21 protein-coding genes and 2 tRNA genes are annotated in these 23,538 nt (G+C 63.0%); 10 read left to right on the forward strand and 13 right to left on the reverse strand.

Annotation, left to right across the window (positions count from 1 at the left end; all coding sequences use genetic code 11):
* The first annotated feature begins 9 nt into the window (after positions 1-9).
* On the forward strand, positions 10-1,068 hold the full coding sequence (locus tag K1177_RS06575; RefSeq protein WP_224702503.1) for a Gfo/Idh/MocA family protein: 1,059 nt from the start codon (positions 10-12) through the stop codon (positions 1,066-1,068).
* Between the two features lie 97 nt (positions 1,069-1,165).
* Here K1177_RS06575 and K1177_RS06580 read toward each other — a convergent pair whose 3' ends face one another.
* From K1177_RS06580 to K1177_RS06610, 7 genes are read right to left on the reverse strand one after another with little or no spacing between them, the layout of a single operon-like run.
* On the reverse strand, positions 1,166-2,146 hold the full coding sequence (locus K1177_RS06580) for an ABC transporter substrate-binding protein (RefSeq protein WP_224702504.1): 981 nt from the start codon (positions 2,144-2,146) through the stop codon (positions 1,166-1,168).
* Between the two features lie 29 nt (positions 2,147-2,175).
* Positions 2,176-3,129, reverse strand: a complete 954-nt coding sequence (locus K1177_RS06585) for an ABC transporter substrate-binding protein (protein WP_224702505.1) — start codon at positions 3,127-3,129, stop codon at positions 2,176-2,178.
* Between the two features lie 18 nt (positions 3,130-3,147).
* A complete protein-coding gene (locus tag K1177_RS06590) occupies positions 3,148-4,080 on the reverse strand; it encodes a sucrase ferredoxin (RefSeq protein ID WP_224702506.1) in 933 nt (310 codons plus the stop codon).
* Positions 4,080-5,060, reverse strand: a complete 981-nt coding sequence (locus tag K1177_RS06595; RefSeq protein WP_224702507.1) for an ABC transporter substrate-binding protein — start codon at positions 5,058-5,060, stop codon at positions 4,080-4,082. The genes K1177_RS06590 and K1177_RS06595 overlap by 1 nt, the downstream gene beginning before the upstream one ends.
* Before the next feature lie 11 nt (positions 5,061-5,071).
* Positions 5,072-6,136 (reverse strand): FecCD family ABC transporter permease, encoded by a 1,065-nt coding sequence (locus K1177_RS06600; protein ID WP_224702508.1) that lies wholly within the window; start codon positions 6,134-6,136, stop codon positions 5,072-5,074.
* Entirely contained in the window at positions 6,133-7,155 is a 1,023-nt protein-coding gene (locus tag K1177_RS06605) for a FecCD family ABC transporter permease (RefSeq protein ID WP_224702509.1), read from the reverse strand. The genes K1177_RS06600 and K1177_RS06605 overlap by 4 nt, the downstream gene beginning before the upstream one ends.
* On the reverse strand, positions 7,152-7,997 hold the full coding sequence (locus tag K1177_RS06610) for an ABC transporter ATP-binding protein (RefSeq protein ID WP_224702510.1): 846 nt from the start codon (positions 7,995-7,997) through the stop codon (positions 7,152-7,154). Before K1177_RS06610 ends, K1177_RS06605 begins: the two co-directional genes overlap by 4 nt.
* An 882-nt stretch (positions 7,998-8,879) precedes the next feature.
* Between K1177_RS06610 and K1177_RS06615 the strand changes: the two genes are divergently transcribed.
* The 7 genes from K1177_RS06615 (at position 8,880) to K1177_RS06645 (ending at position 15,800) form a co-directional block, all read left to right on the forward strand.
* Positions 8,880-9,371, forward strand: coding sequence for a GNAT family N-acetyltransferase (locus tag K1177_RS06615; protein ID WP_224702511.1), 492 nt, complete (start codon positions 8,880-8,882; stop codon positions 9,369-9,371).
* Positions 9,372-9,373: 2 nt separating this feature from the next.
* The gene (locus tag K1177_RS06620) at positions 9,374-10,399 is read left to right on the forward strand and encodes a glycoside hydrolase family 3 N-terminal domain-containing protein (RefSeq protein WP_224702512.1); all 1,026 of its coding nucleotides are present in this window, start codon (positions 9,374-9,376) and stop codon (positions 10,397-10,399) included.
* A gap of 33 nt (positions 10,400-10,432) precedes the next feature.
* Positions 10,433-12,097, forward strand: a complete 1,665-nt coding sequence (locus tag K1177_RS06625; protein ID WP_224702513.1) for an ABC transporter substrate-binding protein — start codon at positions 10,433-10,435, stop codon at positions 12,095-12,097.
* A 117-nt stretch (positions 12,098-12,214) separates the two neighbouring features.
* Complete coding sequence (locus K1177_RS06630; protein WP_224702514.1) at positions 12,215-13,192, forward strand: ABC transporter permease; 978 nt, start codon at positions 12,215-12,217, stop codon at positions 13,190-13,192.
* 3 nt (positions 13,193-13,195) lie between these two features.
* Complete coding sequence (locus K1177_RS06635) at positions 13,196-14,083, forward strand: ABC transporter permease (protein WP_224702515.1); 888 nt, start codon at positions 13,196-13,198, stop codon at positions 14,081-14,083.
* Positions 14,080-14,898 carry an ABC transporter ATP-binding protein gene (locus tag K1177_RS06640; RefSeq protein ID WP_224702516.1) on the forward strand — a complete coding sequence of 273 codons (819 nt, stop codon included), beginning with the start codon at positions 14,080-14,082 and terminating at the stop codon, positions 14,896-14,898. Before K1177_RS06635 ends, K1177_RS06640 begins: the two co-directional genes overlap by 4 nt.
* Complete coding sequence (locus K1177_RS06645) at positions 14,895-15,800, forward strand: ABC transporter ATP-binding protein (protein ID WP_224702517.1); 906 nt, start codon at positions 14,895-14,897, stop codon at positions 15,798-15,800. The genes K1177_RS06640 and K1177_RS06645 overlap by 4 nt, the downstream gene beginning before the upstream one ends.
* A gap of 391 nt (positions 15,801-16,191) precedes the next feature.
* On the opposite strand, the gene K1177_RS06650 is transcribed toward K1177_RS06645, so the two are convergent.
* The 4 genes from K1177_RS06650 to K1177_RS06665 all read right to left on the reverse strand — a co-directional run bounded on the left by K1177_RS06650 (position 16,192) and on the right by K1177_RS06665 (position 18,371).
* Positions 16,192-16,268 (reverse strand) — tRNA-Asp (locus K1177_RS06650).
* A 259-nt stretch (positions 16,269-16,527) separates the two neighbouring features.
* Positions 16,528-16,603 (reverse strand) — tRNA-Val (locus K1177_RS06655).
* A 124-nt stretch (positions 16,604-16,727) separates the two neighbouring features.
* On the reverse strand, positions 16,728-17,000 hold the full coding sequence (locus tag K1177_RS06660) for an HU family DNA-binding protein (protein ID WP_224702518.1): 273 nt from the start codon (positions 16,998-17,000) through the stop codon (positions 16,728-16,730).
* A 198-nt stretch (positions 17,001-17,198) separates the two neighbouring features.
* The gene (locus tag K1177_RS06665) at positions 17,199-18,371 is read right to left on the reverse strand and encodes a TCR/Tet family MFS transporter (RefSeq protein ID WP_263574888.1); all 1,173 of its coding nucleotides are present in this window, start codon (positions 18,369-18,371) and stop codon (positions 17,199-17,201) included.
* Positions 18,372-18,589: 218 nt separating this feature from the next.
* On the opposite strand from K1177_RS06665, the gene K1177_RS06670 reads away from it, so the two are divergent.
* Positions 18,590-18,823, forward strand: coding sequence for a hypothetical protein (locus K1177_RS06670; RefSeq protein ID WP_224702520.1), 234 nt, complete (start codon positions 18,590-18,592; stop codon positions 18,821-18,823).
* An 8-nt stretch (positions 18,824-18,831) separates the two neighbouring features.
* Here K1177_RS06670 and tet(30) read toward each other — a convergent pair whose 3' ends face one another.
* Complete coding sequence (gene tet(30) / locus K1177_RS06675) at positions 18,832-20,025, reverse strand: tetracycline efflux MFS transporter Tet(30) (RefSeq protein ID WP_224702521.1); 1,194 nt, start codon at positions 20,023-20,025, stop codon at positions 18,832-18,834.
* An 87-nt stretch (positions 20,026-20,112) separates the two neighbouring features.
* On the opposite strand from tet(30), the gene K1177_RS06680 reads away from it, so the two are divergent.
* Entirely contained in the window at positions 20,113-20,760 is a 648-nt protein-coding gene (locus K1177_RS06680; protein ID WP_224702522.1) for a TetR/AcrR family transcriptional regulator C-terminal domain-containing protein, read from the forward strand.
* 66 nt (positions 20,761-20,826) lie between these two features.
* Here the strand turns inward: K1177_RS06680 and lon are convergent, their stop codons facing one another.
* Positions 20,827-23,262, reverse strand: a complete 2,436-nt coding sequence (gene lon, locus K1177_RS06685) for an endopeptidase La (protein ID WP_224702523.1) — start codon at positions 23,260-23,262, stop codon at positions 20,827-20,829.
* Positions 23,263-23,538: the final 276 nt, after the last annotated feature.

The following is a 23,538-nucleotide window of genomic DNA, read 5'->3' on the forward strand; positions in this document are numbered from 1 at the left end:
AGCCAGACTATGACGCATTCCCCCCTCAAGGTTCTGGTTGTCGGCCTCGGCCAGATGGGCAAGAGCCACGCCATCGCCTATCACGCCCATCCCGGCTTCGAGATCGTCGGCCTGGTCAACCGCTCCACCCCGACCCTGCCGGAAGAGCTGTCGACCTATCCGCTGCGGCATGACTTTGCGGCAGCCCTGGCCGAGTTCAAGCCCGATGTGGTCTCGATCGCCACCCACACCAATACCCATGCCGACTATGCCGTCGCCGCCATCGAGGCCGGCGCCCATGTCTTTGTCGAAAAGCCCCTGGCGGCCACCGTCGAAGACGCCCGACGCGTCGTCGCCGCCGCCCAAAAGCACGAGCGCAAGCTCATCGTTGGCTATATCCTGCGCCACCACCCCTCCTGGCTCAAGCTCATCGAGCAGGCCCGTATCCTGGGTGGCCCTTACGTGTTCCGCATGAATCTCAATCAGCAGTCGAGCGGCGCCGCCTGGGACATTCACCGCGCTATCATGCAGACCACTTCGCCCATCGTCGATTGCGGCGTGCACTATGTCGATGTCATGTGCCAGATCACCGATGCCAAGCCGGTCGAGGTGCGCGGCATGGGTCTGCAGCTGGCCAAGGGCCTGCCGCAGGGCATGTACAATTACGGCCAGTTCCAGGTGCTGTTCGATGATGGCAGCGTCGGCTGGTACGAAGCCGGCTGGGGCCCGATGATGTCCGAGACCGCCTTCTTCGTGAAGGATGTGATCTCACCCAATGGCGCCGTGTCCATCGTCATGGATGAAGGCGCCGCCTCCGCCGACATCAACGCCCACACCCAGACCTCGCGCATCCGCGTGCACCATGCTGCCCTCGACGCTGCGAACCAGCCCGCCCGCGCCGATGATTGGCTCGACATGCATGGCGAACCCGATCATCAGGGCCTGTGCGATCGCGAGCAGGATTTCGTCTATCGCGCCATCACCGAGAACTTCGATCTGGAGCGACACATGAGCGACGCGGTCAACTCGCTCCACATCTGTCTGGCCGCCGACGAAAGCGTGCGCTCGGGGCTACCGGTCAAGCTCTGACGCCCAACCGGACGTCGCCCCACTCAAGCGAAAAAATGCCGCGCAAAGCCTATTTTGCGCGGCATACCATAGGTCTTCTCCGGGGCTTTTCCCGCCCTCAGCGCGGCATCGGCACGAACGTGCGCCCCGAGATATTGGCCACCACCATATAGCTCAGCACGCCCAGCCCATAATACGACGCTGCCGAAGCCTCTTCGCGCGGGATGACGATCATCTGGTTCTCCCGGCAGGCATGCAGATAGTCGCAATAGCCCGGCATCACCGTTTCCAGCGCCTTGCGGGCATCGTCAGGCGTTTCCAGCGTATCGGTGCGATAGGTCGCAAACAGGAAGTCTGCATCGAGCGCCGGCAGTTCCTCCGCGCTCATGGTGGCATAGTCGCCTTCGGGAATCGCATCGACGCGCTCCGGAAAGCGGAAACCGGCATCGCGCAGCACCTTGCCCAGCGCGCCATAGGTATGCCAGCTCAGCACCTGGCCATCGACGCCCTGGATGACATTGACGCTGATCGTGTTGGTATCGATCAGGCGCTTGATCTGGGCGATCTGGCCGTCATAGCGGGTCTTGAGCGTCGCCAGTCGGCTTTGCGTGCCGGTAATGTCGGCCAGCACTTCGTGCATGCCCATGTCCTGATGCAGGCTGTCGTCCAGCACCAGCGTCGGCGCAATGGCCTCCAGCTGCTCGAGAGGTGCGCTCTGCCAGGGTGTGGTCAGGATCAGATCGGGCTCCAGAGCCGCCACCGCCTCCACATCGGCCGGCAGATTGCCGACAAAGGCAATGTCGGAATTGTCAAAGTCGACGCCGGTCAGCACCTCGCTGGAGCGGATGAACGGCACGCCGTCCGCCGTGGTGCGGCCATGGCTGCCAATGGGCGTCACGCCCAGCTCCAGCAGCGGCACGGTGATGACGAGATCATGCAGCGACACGATGCGCAGCGGCGCAGCCGGTATGTCGACAGTGCGGCCGGTATCATCGGTAAAGGGCCGCATATCCTGGGCGAACACGGCCGCGGTCAGCATGGCGGCGCTCAAGGCAGCCGCAACTGCGGCGCCCCGGGCAAAGGCATGTAGGGAAAACATCGGATGGGTTTCCTTGCAATATGGGAACATCAGTTGAAAGAGCGGAAGTCCAGCGAGCCCAGGGCCGTGGTGATGGCATAGGCAACCATGGTCAGGCCGGTATAGGAGGTCGCCCAGCCCTCTTCGCGCGGCAGCAGCACCATGCGGCCCTGCTGGCAGGCCACCAACTGCGCGCAATATCCGGGCAGCGTGGTCTCAAGTTCGGCGTGGGCATCGGCGGGCGTCTGGCCCTCGTCGCCCCGGTAGCTGACAAAGATGACGTCGGCATCGAGCTCAGGCAGGACTTCGGCGCTGAGCTGCTCGGACGTGCCGGCGGCCATGTCCGCGATCACGGGCGGAAAGGAAAAGCCTGCGTCCAGCAGGATCTTGCCGAATGCACCATAGGGATTCCACACCGAGAGCTTACCGTTCTGCGCGTGAAAGGTACTGACCGTCCTGTTCACGTCCGCCACGCGCCGCAGCTGCTCGATCTGGGCCTGGTAACGCGCCTTGAGCGTAGCAAGCCGGTCACCGGTCCCGGTGATGCCGGCAAGCAGGTCATAAAGCGCATAGTCGTCGCGAACGCCCGACTGCGTATCGATCACGATCGTAGGCGCGATGAGCTCGAGCTGCTCGACCGGCGCCTTCTGCCACACCGTCGTGATGATCAGGTCGGGCTCCAGCGCCGCCAGCGCCTCGATGTCGATCGGATTGTTGCCCAGATCGGCGATTTGACCGGGCGCCAGGTCCTGCCCGGTCAACAACAGCGACGAGCGGATCGTCTGCGCGCCATCGGCGCCCGGACGCGCGTGGCTGGCAATCACTGGCGCCCCAAGTTCGAGCAGCGGCACGGTCAGCTCGATATCGTGCAGCGCGGCAATCCGTTGCGGCGCCACCGGCACGGCGACCTGCCGACCGAGATCATCGGTAAAACTCTGCGTCTCCTGGGCCACCACGCTGCCGGCGGCCAGCAGCAGCACCCCAGCGAAAAGGAATTTGATCATGGATAGTCTCCAGGCGTTTCAGAATCCAACGGGATTGTGCGCATCGTCGGCGGCGGCGGCGCGGACCTCATCAAGGCACCAGCGCACCACGGTCTCCTCGTGCCCCTCGGCGACAATCTCGCAATTGCCCTGGACGGTGAAATTGCGCGCCAGCAGACGAATAGCCAGCCGCTGGCCGCCCAGTTCTGCGCCGAGCGTCAGGGCCATGCCATCCGCCGCCTCTTCCGGCACTTCGCCGGTCAGTTCGACGCGATCGAGCACCTCGCCGCGCTGAGCGCCCCAGCGCAGGGCGGCGATTTCGGCAACCTGTGCCGGCTCGGGCAGGTCTGCCCGGCCCTTGTAGCCCGGCAGGAAGATTTCGCCGCGCTCGAGGGCGGCCAGGAACGCCGGCGCCAGTCCTGCTGTCATGCGCCCATAGCGCTGGCGCTGTGGCATCACCACCAGCGAGGCGGCAAAGCGACAGCCGCCGATATGAGTTGCCTGCACAATGTTGAACCGCGCCGTATCGGCAACGGCGACCAGGGCCTTGTAGGTCGAAAACCCGTAACGGGCACAACACGCATCACGACGACTGTCTGTACAGCAAATGATCGTCGTGCGCGGATCGGATTCACCGGCAAAGACCTGGCCATCGGCATAGCCATTGATCGCGGCGATCAGGTCCGCCTCATCTTCAAAGCTGGCAAAGATCCCCTCCGGCAGGGCATGGAGCATCGGCAGGCTGCCGGGCGCTTCGACCTTGTCCACAAGGGCCACATGCACACCGGCATGCGCCGCATTGTGGATCGCCTCGGCCAGCGCAGGTGACATGTCGACCGACTCCCAGCGCGGTGTGCGCCAGTGGCCGCGCGGCCACGCCAGCATCAGGATGCGCTGCGGCGCGTGACCGAGCCCCTCGAAGGGCTCGCCACGCTCGCGGCACAGGTCGGTGCAGAAGACGTGCTTGCCCATCACTCGCCCTCGCGTGGGGTGTAGGCACGAGCGGCGATATGGGTCTCCACCAGATCAAGAGCCAGTTCCAACCCGGTCATGGTCGACCCAAAAGTCGGCCCCGGCAGCAGGATGAACTGGCCATTTCGGCAGGCGCTCAGCGCCTCGCACCAGCCCGGCGCAAAGTGTTCATAGGCATCGCGCACCGCTTGTGGCGTGGCGTCCGGCTGCTGACGATAGAAGCCAAAGATGAAATCGGCATCGAGTTGCTGGATCAGCTCAGGGCTCCAGGACGCCTGGGTATCGGGCAGCGCAGCCACCGCCCGCGGCTGCGACACGCCCAGATCCGACAACAGTTGCGAAATGGCGCCCAGTCCGGCGCGATAGACCCAAAGATCCTCGCCATTCGGAAACATGAACGTCAGCGTCGCAGACAGTTTGGACGGGTCACCGATGTAGGATTTGGTGCGCTCGAGATTGCCAAGGTAGCGCTGATACCGCGCCTCGAAATCGCCGGATCTGCCGCTGGCATCCGCCAGGGCCCGCAGCGTACCCACTAGGCCGAGCGCACCATTGTCGATCACAATCGTCGGCGCGATCAGTTGCAACTGCTCGATCTGGGCAGCATCGGTATAGCTGCCTCCAATGATCAGGTCGGGCTGCAGCGACGCGATGGCCTCGATGTCGAGGGCATCAAAGCCGCCGACATAGGTGATGTCGGTATTGGCAAAATCGATCCCCAGCGTGTCCATGCCGCCGCGCAGGTAGACCGTGCCATCCGCCTGGACCCGCCCCGCGCTGCCGACCACCGGCGCGCCCAGTTCATAAAGCGGCAGGGCCACGATCTGGTCGTTGAGCGCCACGATGCGCTGCGGTTGCTCCGGAATGCAGGCAACACCCCGGGCATCGGAAAATGGACGCAGGCCCGCCGCACAATCTTCTGCAGTCGCAGGCGCAACCGAGCCAGCTGCAATCAACAAAACCAACCAAAGCCAACGCATTGGGTTCTCCTTCAATATTGGGCGCGTGCGCTGCGGCGCAGCAGCGCAATGAAGATCGGCACCCCCAAAAGGGCCGTCAGCAGCCCTGCGGGCAGCTGGATGGGCGCAAATGCAGCGCGGCCAATGAGGTCGGCCGCTGCCACCAGAAATGCGCCGCAGAGTGCGGTGAGGACCAGGTGCAAGGCCGGGCCGGTGTGCGCCAGCCGACGCGCTGCATGCGGGGCGACCAGGCCCACAAAGCCGATCGGCCCGACAATGGCAGTGGATACGGCGGCAAGGCCGACGCCGATAGCAACCAGCCCCAGCCGTACCAGACGCACCTCGGCGCCCAGTCCGATCGCCGTCGCCTCCCCCATCCGCAGAGCCGCCATCGAGCGGCTCAGCAACAGCAACACCGCCAGCAGCACAATCGACCAGCTCGAGAGGATGAACACGTCGCGCCAGGTGGCAGCGTTGACGCCGCCGGCAAGCCAGGCGAGCGCCGACATGACCCGGTCGATATTGCCATAGGTCAGCATGGCGGAGGTCAATGAGGAGATAAACGCCGACAGGCCAATGCCGATAAGGATGAAACGCACCGGTGACGGACCACGCTGGCCGGCACTCAGCGCCTGGACCAGACTGGCAACGCAAAGCGCGCCCACAAAGGCCAGCAGCGGTCGAACGTCAGGCGAGAGCCCGGGAAAGACAACGATGGCGCTGACAACCGTCAACGCCGCCCCCTGGCTGATCCCCACCAGCGATGGGTCCGCAAGGCTGTTGCCCGTGACGTTCTGCAGCGCCGCACCCGAACAGGCCATCATGGCGCCGACCAGCATGGCGACAAGAGCGCGCGGCATACGGAACTGCCAGACAACATTGTCGATCGATTTTGACACCGTCTCGCCCGACAGCGTCGCCAGCAGCGTTGGCAGGTCTATGTCATAGCTGCCGATAACCATCGACGCCGCAAACAGCAGCACCAGCCCGCAGACAAGCAATGCCGAGGCAGCCATGCCCCAGACCGGCAGCCGCAGCGCCAGGCCCTGGCGCGACGTACGCAGGATGATATGGCCCTTTTCCGACACCATGCTCATCGCGCCCGCATCCGCACCAGTTGGATGAACACCGGCGCACCGACCATTGCGGTGATGATGCCAGTCGAGATCTCGCGCGGCGGGATGGCTATACGCGCCAGCGTGTCGGTGCCCAGCAGGAAGGCCGCGCCGATCAGCGCCGAAAACGGCACGATCCAGCGATAGTCCGACCCCACCAATAGGCGTGCCACATGTGGAATGACCAGCCCGACAAATCCCAGCGGACCAGCCAGCGCCACGGCGCTGGACGTCAGCACCACCACCACGACAAGCAATTGCAGCTTGAGTTGCCCGGTCTTGATGCCGAGCCCCTTGGCAACATCATCACCCATGGCAAGCGCCGTCACGCGGGGCGCCAAGGCGAGACCCAGCAGCAGCGCAACGATGATCGGCGGCGCTGTGACGCCGAGCGTTTCCAGACTTCGCCCGGACAGCGAACCCGACAGCCAGACCCGCAGATTGTCGAAGCTGTCCTCGTTGAGCAGATGGACAATGCTGACCAGCGCGGCCAGGAACGCCGAGATCACCGCACCCGTAAGCGTCAGTGTCAGCGGCGTTGGCCCGCCCGGCGTCCAATGCGCCACGGCGTAGACGGCAAGCGCCGTGACAAACGCCCCCAGCGCGGCAATCCAGGGCGCCCAATTCGTCATGGCAGGCCCAAACACCAGCGATGTCATCACCACGGCAAACGAAGCGCCAGCCATAAGCCCCAGCAGGCCGGGATCGGCCAGCGGATTGCGGGTCACGCCCTGCATGAGCGCGCCGGACACCGCCAGCGCCGCGCCGACGGTGATGGCAATCAGGGCCCGCGGCAGGCGAAGGTCCCAGATGATGGAATGGTCAAAGGCCTTGGGGTCACGCGCCAGCAGGGCTTCAATCACCGTGCCCAGCGGCAAGGGCTTGGCGCCCACGGCAATATGCAGCGCAAACAGCAGGCAGATGGCGCCAGCCAGGGCCATCAGCAACAGGGCCATGAGCGAACCGGATCGCCTGGCCAAGAGACCTGCGGCTTGTGTCATGCCGCACGGGTCCGGCGGCGCCGCTGCGCCTGCGGTGCAAGGGGCAGACAGACGGGCAGCCCGGTCTCGGCATCCCAGCTGACGCGCGCCTCGAGATCGAACACGGCCTTCAGGCGGTCTGCTGTAAACACCTCATGGGGCGCGCCGGCACACACGATGCGTCCGTCCCGCAGCATCACCAGGGTGTCGGCATAGCTGGCCGCCAGGCTCAAATCATGCAGCACCACCACCAGCGTGCGCCCACCGGTGTGGGCGAGATCAGCCAGCATTTCCATGAGGTCGACCTGCACCTTGAGGTCGAGGAAGGTGGTTGGCTCATCCAGCAGCAGAATCGGCGTCTGCTGGGCCAGCACCATGGCGATCCAGCAGCGTTGCCGCTGGCCGCCCGAAAGACTGTCCACGGCGCGGTCGGCAAAATCGGCAACGCCGGCGGTCGCCAGCGCCTGCCCCACCGCCGCAGCGTCTTCTGCGGTCCACTGCTGCAGCAGGCCCTGATGCGGAAAGCGTCCCTGCGCCACCAGTTCGCGCACGGTCAGCCCCTCTGGAGGCACGGGGCCCTGCGGCAGCAGCCCCAGGCTCCGCGCCACGTCCTTGGTGCTGGACTGATGAATGGCCTTGCCGTCCAGCAGCACCGATCCACGTTCGGGTGCCAGGATGCGCGCCATGGTCTTGAGAAGCGTGGACTTGCCCGAGCCATTGGGCCCGATCAGCGCCGTCAATTGCCCGTCTGGCACCGAAAGCGACACATCCGACAGGATCGGCGTCGCCCCATAGCCAGCCGACACGGACGCGGCACGCAAGCGCGCATTTGTTCGCCCGGCCGCAAGCTGACCCTCGGTCACCGCCATATCTCCTCTGTCGCACCAGTTGTTGACGGGGATAGGCCACTAACATGATTGCATCAATCATGTTTTCTGGGTGCAAGGCGCGCTCAGCCCGGTTTTCTTTGTTGACCACGGTTGTCATATTACTTATGCCGGTCGGCCACGTGTATCTTGTGCGCTAAGTTGGCCCCATCACACAGTTTCTGCACCGCTAGGCCATGCGGTGGTCAGCCGCGGGGGCGGCAATGTCGCCGAAGGCGCGGTGGCAGACCCGTCTAATGCGTGTCTGGCGACAAGCGCGACCGCGTGTTGAACCAAGTCGTCTACCCACCCCATCGGGTCGGTCAGCGGATCAGTAGCCCCGCTGGAATGTTAAATTCCACCGGTGTGTGTTTTCCTGAATATTCAAGCACCGTTTCTTGGCGCCACTGATTGCCTGCGCAACCTCGACTGGACGCTGCTCAAATTGCCAATGATCCATCTGTGGCAGTCGCCTTGCACGGACACGGCACCTGGTGTTCGGCTGCGGCCCACAAAGACTGGCCGGCTGGCCTCTATTTGGCCCGCGACCAGTCGGCGACGCCGCCTCGCGTCTGTGCAGCCGACACCATCTGGATCGACCGACAGGCGCTCAACCCAGGCGCTCAGGAGAGGCGTCCAAAGGCCCTTGAGCCCGACACATGGCGAAGCTCTGAAATTGGAATAAGTTATTCCTAACTGCGTTGACAGTCGGAATATTCACTCATAGCATCCCTGTCAGATTTCAGCGAAGGCGGCATGGTGAAGACGACCCTTATTGCGGAACTGGCGGAGCGCGGAGCCGGGTCATGCATGCGCACTGCCGATGTACTGCGCCAAGCTGGCGATACCCAAACCTGTGCCATAGGCTGAGCTGAACCCATGGATCTGCTTGTCAATCTTTACAGCCGGAAGATGGAAGCGCTCGCCCAGCGCGTCAACAGTACGCCTGCCACCATCCGTGTCGCCCTGCCGCCCGAACAGCACATCATCAAGGACTGGGTGCGCACCCATTTCAGCGAATACTGGGTCAGCGAAGTCACCGCAGCCATGGCGCATCAGCCGCCCGGCTGCCTGATCGCCACCATCGATGGCCAACTGGTCGGCTTCGCCTGTTATGACGCGACGGCCCGCGGCTTCTTTGGCCCCACGGGCGTATCGCAAGATCAGCGCGGCAAAGGCATTGGCCTCGCCCTGCTCTACCACACGCTGATGGCTATGAAGGCGCACGGCTATGCCTATGCCGTCATCGGTTCGGCCGGCCCGGTCGATTTCTACGTCGATGCCGTCAACGCCCTGCCCATCCCGAGCGACCGGGAAGACATCTACCAGGGGCTCCTGCGCATCAAATCCCCCTCGATTTCGGACAAATGACCATGCCTTCGACACCCCCACTGGCCTTGTTTGTCGGCATGCCGGGCCTCTCGCTGTCGCCTTCGGAAATCGCCTTCTTCCGGGAGGCCAATCCCTTCGGCCTGTTCCTGTTTCGCCGAAATCTGGACAATCCTGAGCAGATACGGCGTCTCTGCGCCCAGTTCCGCGAGGCAGTGGGGCGCGAGGACGCGCCAGTCTACATCGACCAGGAAGGCGGCCGCGTTCAGCGGCTCGACAATGGCAACTGGCCCCTCTTCCGCCCGCTGGGAACATTCGGCGCCCTGGCGCGCAAGGATTTCGAGCAGGCCAGCAAGGCGTTGCGCCTGTCGAGCCTGGCCATGGGCACCATGATGGTCGAGCTCGGTCTGGGCAGCGGCACCACCCCGGTCATCGACCTGGCCCGCAAGGACACCCATGACGTCATCGGTCAGCGTGCCTTTGGCGACGATCCCGAGCTGGTGGCCGCCCTTGGGCGCATTGTCGTCGATGCTATGCTTGAGGTCGGCGCCATGCCCATCATCAAGCACATTCCCGGCTATGGCCGCGTGCAGGTCGATCCGCACTTTGACTGCCCGGTCGTTGATGCCGCCGTCGAGGACCTCCGCGGCAGTGACTTCAAGCCATTCGTGGCGCTGCGCGACGCCCCCTGGGCCATGGTCGCCCATCTGGTCTTTACGGCCATCGACAAGACGTTGCCCGCCTCAGTGTCGCCGGCCGTGTGTCGCGTCATCCGCGAGGATATCGGCTACGATGGCGTTCTCATCACCGACTGCCTGACCATGGAGGCCCTTTCGGGCACCTGGCCGGAGCGGGTCCGCGCGGCGCTCGACGCCGGCTACGACATTGCCCTGCACAGCCAGGGCGATCTGACCGCCAGCGAGGCGGCGGCGAAGGCGGCGAACCCGCTGAGCGCAGACAGTCTCGCCCGCATTGCCCGGGGCCAAAGCCGGCTTGGGTCAACCCGCGTCGACGTGCATGCCCTGCATGCCGAGGCGGAACACATTCTGAGGGAAAATGGCTTCGCCTGATGGCAGGGCCATACAAGCAAGGAGAGAACTTTGATGCTGAGAACTTCGCTGTTTGCGGCCCTGTCGGCGGCAGCATTGCTGTCGGCCATTCCGGCCCAGGCGCAGGAGGGCAACGTGCTGACGCTGTCGTCCGAGCAGACCACCACTTTCGTGCGCAACTTCAACCCCTTCGGCCAGACCTCGGCGCGCTACACCACGCTCGACTTCATCTACGAGCCGCTCGTGGTGTTCAATCGCCTCAAGGGCAACACGCCGCACTACCGGCTGGCCGAGAGTTTTGAACTGGCTGACGACCTCAAATCCATCACGTTCACCCTGCGCGACGGGCTGATGTGGTCCGACGGTGAGCCGCTGACGGCCGACGATGTCGTCTTCACCTATGACTACATCAAGAAGTTCCCCGCGCTCGATTTCATCTCGGTTTCGGCCCAGCTGGCGTCGGTGGAAAAGGTTGATGATCGCACCGTTCGCTTCAACCTGAACGAGCCCAACTCCCTGATCGCCAACACCATTGTCGGCATGCCCATCGTGCCGCAGCATGTCTGGGCCGACATCGCTGATCCCGTGACCTTTGCCAATGAGAACCCGGTTGGCTCCGGTCCCATGACCGAGATCACGCGCTTCACCCCCCAGGTCTACGAGCAGTGCCGCAACCCCCATTATTGGGATGCCGACAATCTCCAGGTCGACTGCCTGCGCATGCCCCAGCTGGCAGATAACCCGCAGGTGCTGGCGGCTCTGGCCGATGGCTCGCTTGATTGGGCAACCAGCTTTGTGCCCGACATCGACAACACCTTTGTCGCCAAGGACCCCGAGCACCACAAATACTGGTTCACGCCCTCCAGCCTGGTGTCGTTCCAGCTCAGCCAGGTCACGCCCGACGAGAACAACCGCAAGGCCTTCACCGACGTGAACTTCCGTCGGGCCCTGTCCATGCTGATCGATCGTCAGACCATCGTTGACATTGCCGGCTATGGCTATCCGCTCGTCAACGAGGATCCAGCTTCGCTCGGCCAGCTCTATAGCGCCTTCGCCAATCCCGAAGTCGAGACTGAATACGGCAAGTACGGCAAGTTCGACCTCGACGCCGGCACAGCCCTGCTCGACGAGTCAGGCTATGTCGATGCCGATGGCGACGGCTTCCGCGACAATCCCGATGGCACCCCCATCGCCATCGAGGTGATGGTGCCCAATGGCTGGACGGACTGGATCGATGCCGTTCAGATCGCCATGGAGACCATGACCGAGGCTGGCCTCAACGTGAAGATGAGCACGCCCGAGGCCGCCGTGTGGACCTCCAGCCTGATCGCCGGGGACTATTCCATGACACTCAACGCCCTGGCATCTGCCGCCAACCCCTACTTTCCCTACATTCGTTCGTTCAACCCCGACGACTTCGGCAAGAGCCGCTTCACCGCGCCGCACTGGCAGAATGCCGAAGTGATGGAACTGCTGGGCAAATACACCCAGACCAAGGATGCTGCCGAGCAGAAGACCGCCATGGACCGCATCCAGATGATCGTGGCCGAAGCCATGCCGATCATCCCGGTCTACAACAGCCCGTCGTTCTATGAATACAACACCAGCCGCTTCACCGGCTGGGCCGACGCCGACGATCCGAAGTACTCGCCGGTTGTTTCCAATGCGAACCCGGCACGCCTGCTGCAGCTGCTCGATCTCGAGCCGGTTGCCAAGTAGACGCGCCGACTGGCGGGAGCGTAGCCTTTCGCTCCCGCCACCACTGCCACCTGCCGAACCACGCCGACACCGGGCGCAACACCGGTCCGTCCAGACCCAGGGAGAACACCAAAGCTCATGACCTTCCTGCTCCGGCGTATCGCCTTCTATCTGGCCGCCTTCATCACCGCGGCCACCATCAATTTCTTCCTGCCGCGCCTGATGCCGGGCGATCCGATCGAGATCATGTTTGCCAGTGCCGGCTCGGAGCTCTCGCTGGAAAACCTCAACGCCCTCAAGCTCACCTTCGGCTTCATCGATGCGCCGCTGCATGAGCAGTATCTGGCCTATCTCAAGAGCGTCTTTACCGGCGACCTCGGCCGCTCCATCAAATACTTCCCCCTGCCCGTCTCCGAGCTGCTCGGTCGCGCCCTGGTGTGGACATTGGGCCTGGTCGGCACGGCCACCATCGTCAGCTTCTCCCTGGGCACGATCCTGGGGATCATGGCCGCCTGGCGCCGTGGCAAGCTCTTCGACTCGGTGGTCTCGCTGATCGCCATCTTTTCCAGCTCAGTCCCGGCGATCGTTGTCTCGCTGATCCTGCTGTTCGTTTTCGGCTACACCCTGCGCTGGTTCCCCAACGGCTATGCCGCCGACCCGCTGCTCGATCCGGGCCTGAACTGGACCTATGTGTCTTCGGTGATCTACCACGGCACTCTGCCCATGCTGACGCTGGTGCTCGTGCTCACGGGCGGCTTCGCTGTCACCATGCGCAACAACATGATCAACCTCCTGGGCGAGGATTACATCGTGATGGGCCGCGCCAAGGGCCTGTCCGACAGCCACGTGATGCTCTGGTACGCCGCGCGCAACGCCCTGCTGCCCACCGTATCGAGCCTCGCCATCGCCATGGGCACCGTTCTGGGCGGCTCCCTAATCGTCGAAGTCGTGTTCAACTATCCCGGCTTGGGCAATACGCTCTACCAGGCCATCCTCGCGCGCGACTATCCGGTGATCCAGGGCCAGCTCCTGATCATGACCGGCGCCATGCTCATCTCCAATTTCGTCGTGGATCTCAGCTACCTGCTGCTCGATCCGCGCCTGAAGAAGGCCTAGGCCATGACCCTGCTCAAGCAATTGATGAGCAACCGCAAGGCCGTGGTGGGCCTCACCCTGCTCATCCTCATCATCCTGGTGGCGATCTTTGCGCCAGTGCTGACCGAATACAGCCCCGTCAAGCGCGTCGGGCGACCGCACCAGCCGCCGTCCTGGGACCATTGGCTGGGCACCACGCGCCTGGGCCACGACGTCTTCTCCCGCCTCGTCTATGGCGCACGCGTCTCGCTGGCCGTCGGCTTTGGCGCCGGTCTGATGATCACCGTGGTCGGCACGGTCCTGGGCATCATTGCCGGTTATCGCGGCGGTGTTGTCGACGAGGTCATCAACTTCTTCACCAATATGGTGCTGGTGGTGCCCAACCTGCCGCTGCTGCTGGTGCTCGCCGCCTTCATCGGGCAGGCCAGCCCGCTGGTCATTGCCATCATCCTGGGCGCCACATCCTGGGCCTGGGGCGTGCGCGTCACCCGCGCCGAGACGCTCTCGATCCGGCAGCGGGACTATATCAAGAGCGCCGAGATGCTGGGCGAACCGGCCTGGCGGATTATGGCCTTCGAGATCTTCCCCAACCTGCTCTCCATCGTCGGCATCAACCTGATCGGCAGCGTGATCTTTGCCGTCATTGCCGAAGCCACTCTGGAATTCCTGGGCCTGGGCGACCCCAACACCGTCTCCTGGGGAATCATGCTGTTCAATGCGCAGAACGCCTCCGCCCTGTCGGTCGGCGCCTGGTGGGACCTGCTGTCGCCCTGCCTGGCTCTGGCCCTGCTTGGCCTCAGCCTGGCCCTGCTCAACTTTGCCATCGACGAGGTCGCCAATCCGCGCCTGCGCACCGGCGGCATGCTCAAGTCCTGGACCCGGATGGTCCGCCTCGGTGAGGGCAAGCTATGACCGAACAGGTTCTCTCCATCCGCAACCTGACCATCGACTATGTCGGCGGCGACAGCAATTTCCGTGCCGTCAAAGACGTCAGCTTTGACATCGCGCCCGGCGAGTTCTTTGGCCTGGCGGGTGAGTCCGGCTGTGGCAAGAGCACGATTGCCTTCGCCGTCAGCCGACTGCATCGCCCGCCGGCGCTCATCCGTAGCGGCAGCGAGATCCTGGTTGGTGGACGCAATGTGCTCGACCTCGACGACGAAGCCCTGCGCAGCTTCCGTTGGCGGGAAGTCGCAATGGTGTTTCAAAGTGCGATGAATTCGCTGAACCCAGTGCTAACCATTGCTGATCAGTTTTATGACGTATTGCGGGCCCACAGTCAGGTCACCCGCGAGCAGGCCCGCACACGCGCCGCCGAATTGCTCAAACTGGTCGATATCTCGCCCGACCGCCTCTCGGCCTATCCCCACCAGTGTTCCGGCGGCATGCGCCAGCGCATCGTCATCGCCATCTGCCTGGCACTCAATCCGCGCCTGCTGATCATGGACGAACCCACAACCGCGCTCGATGTGGTGGTGCAGCGCGAAATCCTGCAACGCATTGATGTGCTGCGAAAAAAGCTGGGCTTCGCAGTGCTGTTCATCACCCACGACCTGGGCCTGATGGTGCAGGTCAGCGACCGCATCGGCATCATGCTTGAGGGTGAACTGGTTGAGGTGAACGACGCCATCACCATCTACAACGCGCCCCAGCACCCCTATACCAGGCGCCTCTGGGCCTCGATGCCCCGCCTGCATGGGGAGCAGATCAAGCCGGAGGCCAATCTATGAGCGAGCCCATTCTTCAGCTCGATTCCGTCTCGAAGATTTTCGGGCAGGGACGTGGTCTGGTCCATGCTGCCCGCAATGTCTCACTCACCCTCACGCCTGGACGGACGCTGGCACTGGTCGGCGAATCCGGCTCGGGCAAGACCACCGTGGCGCGCCTGATAATGCGGGAATATGTCCCCGACGGCGGGCGCGTGCTGTATCGGGGCGCAGCCCTCGACGCGCGTGACGCCAAGGCGGTCAAAGCCTACCGTTCCGCCGTCCAGATGGTCTTTCAGGACCCCTTCGCCTCGCTCAACCCCACCCACACCATCCGCTACCATCTCGAGCGCCCGCTGCGGCTGCACCAGCGGCAGCTTTCAGCCAGCGAGCGCCTGGCGCACGCGCGGGAACTGCTTGAGCGGGTCAAGCTCGACCCGGATCAATTGCTGGCCAAGTTTCCGCATGAGCTCTCGGGCGGACAGCGCCAGCGCATTTCAATTGCCCGTGCATTGGCCGTCAATCCACAGGTGATTGTGGCCGACGAGCCCACCTCGATGCTTGACGTCTCGGTCCGCCTGGGTGTGCTGAACCTGCTCAACGATATGCGCAGCCAGCTTGGCCTCGCCCTGCTCTACATCACCCATGATATCGCCACGGCCCGTTTCGTGGCCGGGGAAATCATGGTGATGTATGCCGGACAGGTTGTGGAATGGGGAGACACCGAAAGCGTGCTGAACAATCCGCAGCACCCCTATACGCGCCTGCTGCTGGCGGCCGTGCCCGATCCGGACCGCCGCTTTGCCGACACCCCGCCCGGCACCGAGCTGGAGAGCATTGAAGTCATCCGCGAACAGGCCGCCCGGCCCCAGCCGGAAACGCGGCAGGTAGGCGACAATCACTTCATCCGCCCCATTCCAGTCTAGGCACCAGCCAGTCGCCAACCAGACGCAGGGCGTCGAGCCCGTCTGCCCTAGCAGCGCTGTGACGGGGCTTGGCGCTACGCGCTAAACAGCTCGACGGCGAGCGGCCCGCTTTTTGGCCCCAGCGCAATGCTGGAGGGCGCAAGGCCTATTCCGCTCAGATCATCTCAGCCGCAGCCAAACATGCCGCCAGCGGCGCTCTCAGGGCGACCTAAGCGGATTTGCCGGCACGACCAAACTGACCTGGACGCGATCCGCGCCAACTTAGCCGACCGCCTCGCAAACAAACAATTCAGCAGACCAAGACACGCGCCGACAGATTGGTCGAAACACGAACGACCGCTGGGCACATAGAGATATGGGGGAGATGACGGCGCAAACCCTTGAGAAAGGGTGGCGCGAGAGACGGGGCTCGAACCCGCGACCTCCGGCGTGACAGGCCGGCGCTCTAACCAACTGAGCTACTCCCGCAGCGGCTGATGACTGGTCATCTGCGCAACGTGGGTGTCGTTTACCGACCGGCCATGATCAAGTCAAGCGACCAAATCCACATTGATGCGACATTTTCAAGAAACAGCCATCGGCTGTGGAAAAACCACGCCGGATCAGCCCCTAGCGCGCAATGCTTGATGTGAAACGTCAGATTCGCACTATCCCGCACCACCAGCGCGATGCCAGCGACTCTGTGTGGGATGAAATCTCCGGCGCGATGCGCCGCCTGGGAGGGGAATGGTGGGCGATGACGGGCTCGAACCGCCGACATCTTCGGTGTAAACGAAGCGCTCTACCAACTGAGCTAATCGCCCGCAGGGCATTGCCGCTGCAAGGTGGCCCTGATTAAGGTCCCTGCCCCATGCCGTCAACCGGCAAAATGAAAGGCCCCGGCGCAAAGCGCACGGGGCCGATCAAAAGTTCAAAAAAGAACCGATCTTAGTTGATCGCGTCCTTCAGGCCCTTGCCGGGCTTGAACTTGGCCTGGTTGGAGGCCGGAATCTGAATCTCGGCGCCAGTGGCGGGGTTGCGGCCAGTCGAGGCCTTGCGCTGCGACACGGCAAATGTGCCGAAGCCGACCAGACGAACTTCTTCGCCAGCCTTGAGGGTGTTGGTAATGGCTTCAAACACTGCGTCAACCGCCTCGGCGGCCTGAGCCTTCGTAATCGTCGCTTTGTCGGCGACGACGCCAACCAGATCGTTCTTGTTCATTGCGTTTCCTCACAGTGAAGTGCCCGCCCTCGCTGGCGAACTTTAAAACGCGGCAACCCTTGGTCGATTCTGGACCAAACGCAAGGATTTCCGGGCATAACGCGAGGCCGGACGGTACAAAACCGTTAATGAACCTGAAAAACAGCCCGGGCAAGTCCGGAAAGTGCCTATGCCAAGGTTTTCCGGGCTTTTCCGCGGCTATCCTGCCGCATCGGCGGCTGGCGGCAACACACGCGGCAAACGCCCGATTCCCAGCATGAGCGGCAGGGCCAACAGATAGACCGCAATGGAAACCAGCCAGATCATTCCCGGCCAGCCCGGCCGCACCAGGAAATAGATGGAGCTGAAAAACAGCGGCCCGAACACCGCAGCCAGACTCACCAGGCTGGCCAGAACGCCCTGCAGCTGCCCCTGCCGTTCACCGTCGACCTGACGGGTCGTGAGCGACTGCAAAGCCGGCATGCCAATGCCACCCATGGCGAAGATAGGTGCCATCGCGAACAACACCCAGCCGAATGGCGTCAGCGCCAGCGTGAGCATGGCGCCGATCTCAAAGGCCATGCCCAGCAACAGCGCGCGCCGCTCTCCCAGCCGCGCCACCACTGGCCCGGTCAGGAAGGCCTGTGCCAGGGCATGGAACACGCCAAACGCCCCCAGCGACAGGCCGATGGTCAAACCCGTCCACTGGAATGTGTCCTCGGCATAGATGGCCCAGGTGGTGCCGTAGATCGTGCCGACGAAATTGAGGATGACAAACAGTGCCATCAGCGGAATCAGCGATTTGAAGGTTAGCGCCCAGCGCAAAGGCTTGAAGGGGTTGAGTGTGTCCGGCGTCACCCGTCCACCTGCAAAGCCGCGTCGCGACTCTGGAAGCAGGAACAGCGCCACCGCAAAATTGACGCCATTGAGCAGGGCAGCGGCGATAAACGGCGCCCGCACCCAGGCCTCTCCCAGAATACCGCCCAGCACCGGCCCGATGATGAAGCCGATGCCGAACATGGCGTGGAAATAGCCGAATCGCTTGGCGCGCTGCTCCTCGGTGGAAATGTCGGTGATATAGGCGGTCGCCACCGCCATGTTGGCGCTGGTGATGCCGGCGATAGCGCGCCCCAGCACAAGCATCCATAGCTCTGGTGCGAATGCCATGATGACATAGTCGATCGCCGCGCCGGCCAGGGAGATCAGCAGCACTGGCCGGCGTCCGAACCGATCGCTGAGCACGCCCAAAACTGGCGAGAACAGGAACTGGCAGGCTGCGTACAGCGCCAGCATGAGACCCAGCATGGTTGAAATCTGGCTGGTATGGCCCACTTCGCGCAAAAGTGCCGGCAGAATGGGGAAGATGAGCCCGATCCCCACGGCATCCAGCATCACCGCGCCAAGGATGACGATCAGGGGCTTGTTCACGGCTTCTCTCCTCCACCGCCATTTTGGCGCCTGTGGGCGTAAGGCGTCCGTCGATCCGAGGCAAGGCCTTCCACCGCCTCCGGGTCTATCGCCTTGTGCTGTCAGATCGCGGCAGCACCATTTGGCAGGCGGTGTCTGGCGGTGGGTGTGATAGGCCAGAGCCTCAGAACCTCGAGGAACTTATGGTCGTTGCTTTCATCGTGCAGGGCTTTCAACTCAGGGGCCGCAAATTGCTGCCCGACCAGGCGCGCACCGCCAAGACCCGTGAGGATGCCATTTTGCTGGCTGAACGCATGGCCACCAGCCGCGCCGGCGTCTTCTGCTTCTCCCAGGACGTCGACATCGAGACCGACACCTATGACGAGCCCAAGGTGCTGCTGCGTCTGGGGCAGCTGCCGCCCGGCCTGCCGGAGTAGCCGCCGCCTCAGCCAGCCGGGGCTGCAACGCTCCCCGGCCGCCGGAACGTCGCAAACAATGGCGTCGCCGCGAGATAGAGCCCTGCCCCCACGATCCACACTGTGCCGATCCACACATTGCGGGTCGAAAAGAACACCACTGTAGTCAATACGGGTCCGACAATGCCAGCCAGCCCCATCAGGCTGGCCATCACGCCCTGCAACTGTCCCTGCTGCTCGGCCGTAACGCGGGCCGTCAGCAGCGACTGCAGCGCCGGCATGGCCACGCCCCCCAGGGCAAACAGCGGCGTGACGGCATAACCCATCCAGCCCTGGTTGGCGAAGGCCATGAGCACATAGGCAAGCGCGTCAAACGACACGCCGATCATCAGCGCGCCAAGATCGCCAAAGCGACGCGACAGTGGCCCCACCAGCAGCGCTTGTGCCAGGGCTCCCGAGACGCCAAAGATCGCGAACGACACACCCATGTGTACCGGGTCCCAACCGAAGCGGTCGGCACCATAGACCACCCAGACCGTCCCCGGTATTGCCGCAACCAGGCCAAAGGTCACCGATACCAGCACCAAAGGCAACAGCGCCTTGAAATTCCACAGCCAGACCAATGGCGCCAGGGGATTGAAGTCCTTGAGCGCAAACCTGGTAGGGCTACCTCGCCGGCTCTCGGGCAGAACAAAGAGCGCCACCAGCAGGTTGATGCCGTTGAGAAGGGCAGCCAGCACAAAGGGCGACCGAAGCCACCAGGTCCCCAGTAGGCCGCCGATCACCGGACCGACGATGAAGCCACTGCTCATCACCGCACCGATCAAGCCAAAGCGCTGCGCCCGCTGATCGGGCGGGGTAATGTCCGCGATATAGGCCGATGCAACTGCCATGTTGGCGCTGGTGATGCCGGCCACAGCGCGCCCCATCACCAGCACCCAGCCAAGCGGCGTCAGCGCCATCACCAGATAATCCAGCAGCGTTCCGGCAAGAGACAACAGCAGCACCGGGCGCCGCCCGAACCGGTCGCTCAGGGCCCCGAGCACTGGTGAAAACACGAACTGCATCAACGCATACGCAGCAAGCATCAGGCCAAACAACAGGCCAAAGTCACCACTGCCGGTCACCTCGGTCAGCAGGTCTGGGAGGATGGGAACAATCACCCCTGCGCCAATAGCGTCCAGGGCGACTGTCGCGAGAATGACATACAGGGCCTTGTTCACACAGACCTCCTCAAGTACCTTATCAGCGATAAATTCACTTATCATCGATAAGCGCCTTATCAACGATAAGTCAAGAGGAGAAGACGCATGGCCATAGATCGCGACCACATTGTCGACGAGGCACTGTCGCTGCTGAACGAGGTGGGGATCGACAAACTGACCACGCGCAAGCTCGCCGAACGCCTCGGCGTGGCCCAGCCGGCGCTGTATTGGCACTTCGGCAACAAGTCGGCGCTGCTCGATGCAATGAACAGCGCCATGCTGGCGCGCTACCACACTCATCGCCTGCCCCAGCCAGGCGAGGACTGGATTGCCTTCACCCTGGCAAACGCCCGGAGCATGCGCCACACCCTGCTCTCCGTGCGGGACGGCGCGCGACTGACTGCCGGCACCAGGCCATCGACACCAGACTTTGCCGATACCGAACAGGTGCTCAGGCTCTATGTCGATGCTGGGTTCACCGCTGAAGAGGCACTCAATATCGCCCTGTCGATGGCGCGATATGTGGTTGGCTACGTGCTGGAGGAACAGGGCGAGCGAGCGCGCAACGAGCAGGACACCGCCGACGCAAGCACATTCGACGAAGACCTGGCCGAGTTTCCTCTCCTCCGGCGGGCCGCGCAGTCATTGCTGCAAACCGGAACGATCAACACGGAGAAGGCGTTTGAGAGCGGCTTGCGCTACTTCATCGACGGCATCGCCCAAAGCCTTCGCGCCAGGACACAGCAAAACTAGGACGGCACCAGGCTCAATAAAAAACGGCGGCCCGAAGGCCGCCGTTCTCATTCACTTTACCGCTTTTCAGTGCGGCAGACCGGCAGTGGTATCTTCGCCGCCTGCTTCCACAGTGGTCGACACAGACGGGGTCGTCTCGTCGAAGTTCCACTCGATCGGCTCGGGCTTGCGCACCAGCGCGCGCTCGATCACCTGATCCATGCGGCTGACGGGCACGATCTCCATGCCATCCTTGACGATGTCGGGGATCTCGGCGAGATCGCGAACGTTCTCCTCCGGGATCAGCACGGTCTTGATGCCACCGCGCAATGCGGCCAACAGCTTCTCCTTCAGGCCCCCGATCGGCAACACCCGGCCACGCAGGGTGATTTCGCCGGTCATGGCGACATCATTGCGTACAGCAATACCGGTCATCACCGACACGATCGCGGTCGCCAGACCGATACCGGCCGACGGGCCATCCTTGGGGGTGGCGCCTTCAGGCAGGTGCACGTGGATGTCACGCGTGTCGAACATAGGCGGCTTGATGCCGAAATCGATCGACTTCGAGCGCACATAGGCAGTGGCCGCAGTCAGCGATTCCTTCATCACTTCCTTGATGTTGCCGGTGACCGTCATCCGGCCTTTGCCCGGCGTCATCACGCCTTCGATGGTCAGCAGCTCGCCGCCCACCGACGTCCAGGCCAGGCCTGTCACCAGACCCACCTGAGCTTCGGCTTCGATTTCGCCATGCTTGTAGATGTCCGCCCCCAGATACTGGGTCAGCTTGGCCTCATCGATGACGATGGACTTCACCTTGGTCTTGACGATCTCGGCAACGGCCTTGCGCATCAGCTTGCTGATTTCGCGCTTGAGATTGCGCACGCCCGCTTCACGCGTGTAGCGCTGGATCAAGGCGGTCAGCATCTCGTCGCTCAGCTCGAACTCACCATGGGCCAGCCCGTTTTCCTTGAGCGTTTCCGGGATCAGGTGCTGCTTGGCGATCGCGTGCTTCTCCTGCTCGGTGTAGCCGGACAGGCGAATGATCTCCATGCGGTCCATCAGCGGGCCGGGAATGTTGAGCGTGTTCGAGGTCGTCACGAACATCACGTCGCTCAGGTCATAGTCGACCTCGAGATAGTGATCGGCAAAGGTGTGGTTCTGTTCCGGATCCAGCACTTCAAGCAGCGCCGAAGACGGATCGCCACGGAAGTCCTGGCCCATCTTGTCGATTTCGTCGAGCAGGAACAGCGGGTTGGACTTGCCCACCTTCTTGAGCGACTGAATCACCTTGCCGGGCATCGAGCCGATATAGGTGCGGCGGTGGCCGCGGATTTCGGCTTCGTCCCGAACACCGCCCAGCGCCATGCGCACGAACTCGCGCCCGGTCGCCTTGGCGATCGACTTGCCCAGCGAGGTCTTGCCGACGCCCGGAGGACCAACGAGGCAGAGAATCGGGCCTTTGAGGGTGCCTGTACGACCCTGCACTGCCAGATACTCGAGGATGCGTTCCTTGACCTTCTCGAGGCCATAGTGATCCTCGTCCAGAACCTTCTCGGCCAGGACCAGGTCACGCTTGACCTTGCTCTTCTTGCCCCATGGCAAGCCCAGAAGCGTATCGAGGTAGTTACGCACCACGGTGGCTTCGGCCGACATCGGGCTCATGGCCTTGAGCTTTTTCAACTCAGCCTCGGCCTTGGCCTTGGCTTCCTTGCTCAGGCGAGTCTTGGCAATGCGCTCCTCGATCTCCTGGATCTCATTGGAGCCTTCTTCGCCGTCACCCAGTTCCTTCTGGATCGCCTTCATCTGCTCGTTGAGATAGTACTCGCGCTGGGTCTTCTCCATCTGCCGCTTCACGCGGCTGCGGATGCGCTTTTCCACCTGCAGAACACCGATCTCGCCTTCCATCAGGCCAAGGATCTTCTGGAACCGGTCGACCACCGACACGGTGGACAGCAGGTCTTCCTTCTCATGGATCTTGATCACCAGATGGCTGGCAATGGTGTCGGCCAGCTTGGAGGCGTTCTCGATCTGGCCGACGGCGGCAACCACCTCGGCGGAGATCTTCTTGTTCAGCTTGACGTAGTTCTCGAACTCGTTGACGGCAGAGCGCGACAGCGCCTCGATTTCGGTGGCGTCTTCCACCGGTTCGGGCAGCACCGAGGCTTCCGCCTCGAAATAATCGACGGTCTGCAGATAGCGATCGATGGTCGCGCGGCTCAAGCCCTCGACCAGTACCTTGACGGTACCGTCGGGCAGCTTCAGCAGCTGCAGCACGGTCGCAATGGTGCCGGTCTCATAGATCTGGTCGGGCGCAGGATCATCGTCCTGGGCGTTCTTCTGCGTGACGACAAGAATGTGCTTGTCATCGCGCATGACCTCTTCCAGCGCCTTGACCGATTTCTCGCGGCCGACGAACAGCGGCACGATCATGCCTGGGAAAACGACGATATCGCGCAGCGGAAGCACTGGGTAAACGCGATCCCGGCTGGATTCGCCGCCTGTGGGATTGACGTCCGTCATCTCGTATCCTTTCCGGGGCGCGCGGAGGAAGGGAGAGGTGCGCGCCCGTAGTAGACAGCTCCAAGCCTCAAGGCTGGGCTGATTCCGGTTAATAAATAGGTCCCCCTGAGGCCGCCGCAAGTCAACCTGTCCGGAAAAGTGACAGTTAACGCGACAGTGCACACAAGATATGCTTTTCCCCATGGGAACACCGGTGTGCCTTGGCTTCGGCGTGCATGTGGGGCATCGCCGCGCCCTGTCATGACATCATCCGATTCGTCGGGCAGGAACCGCCTT

Source organism: Devosia aquimaris (genome assembly GCF_020169335.1).
Classification (GTDB): Bacteria; Pseudomonadota; Alphaproteobacteria; order Rhizobiales; family Devosiaceae; genus Devosia; species Devosia aquimaris.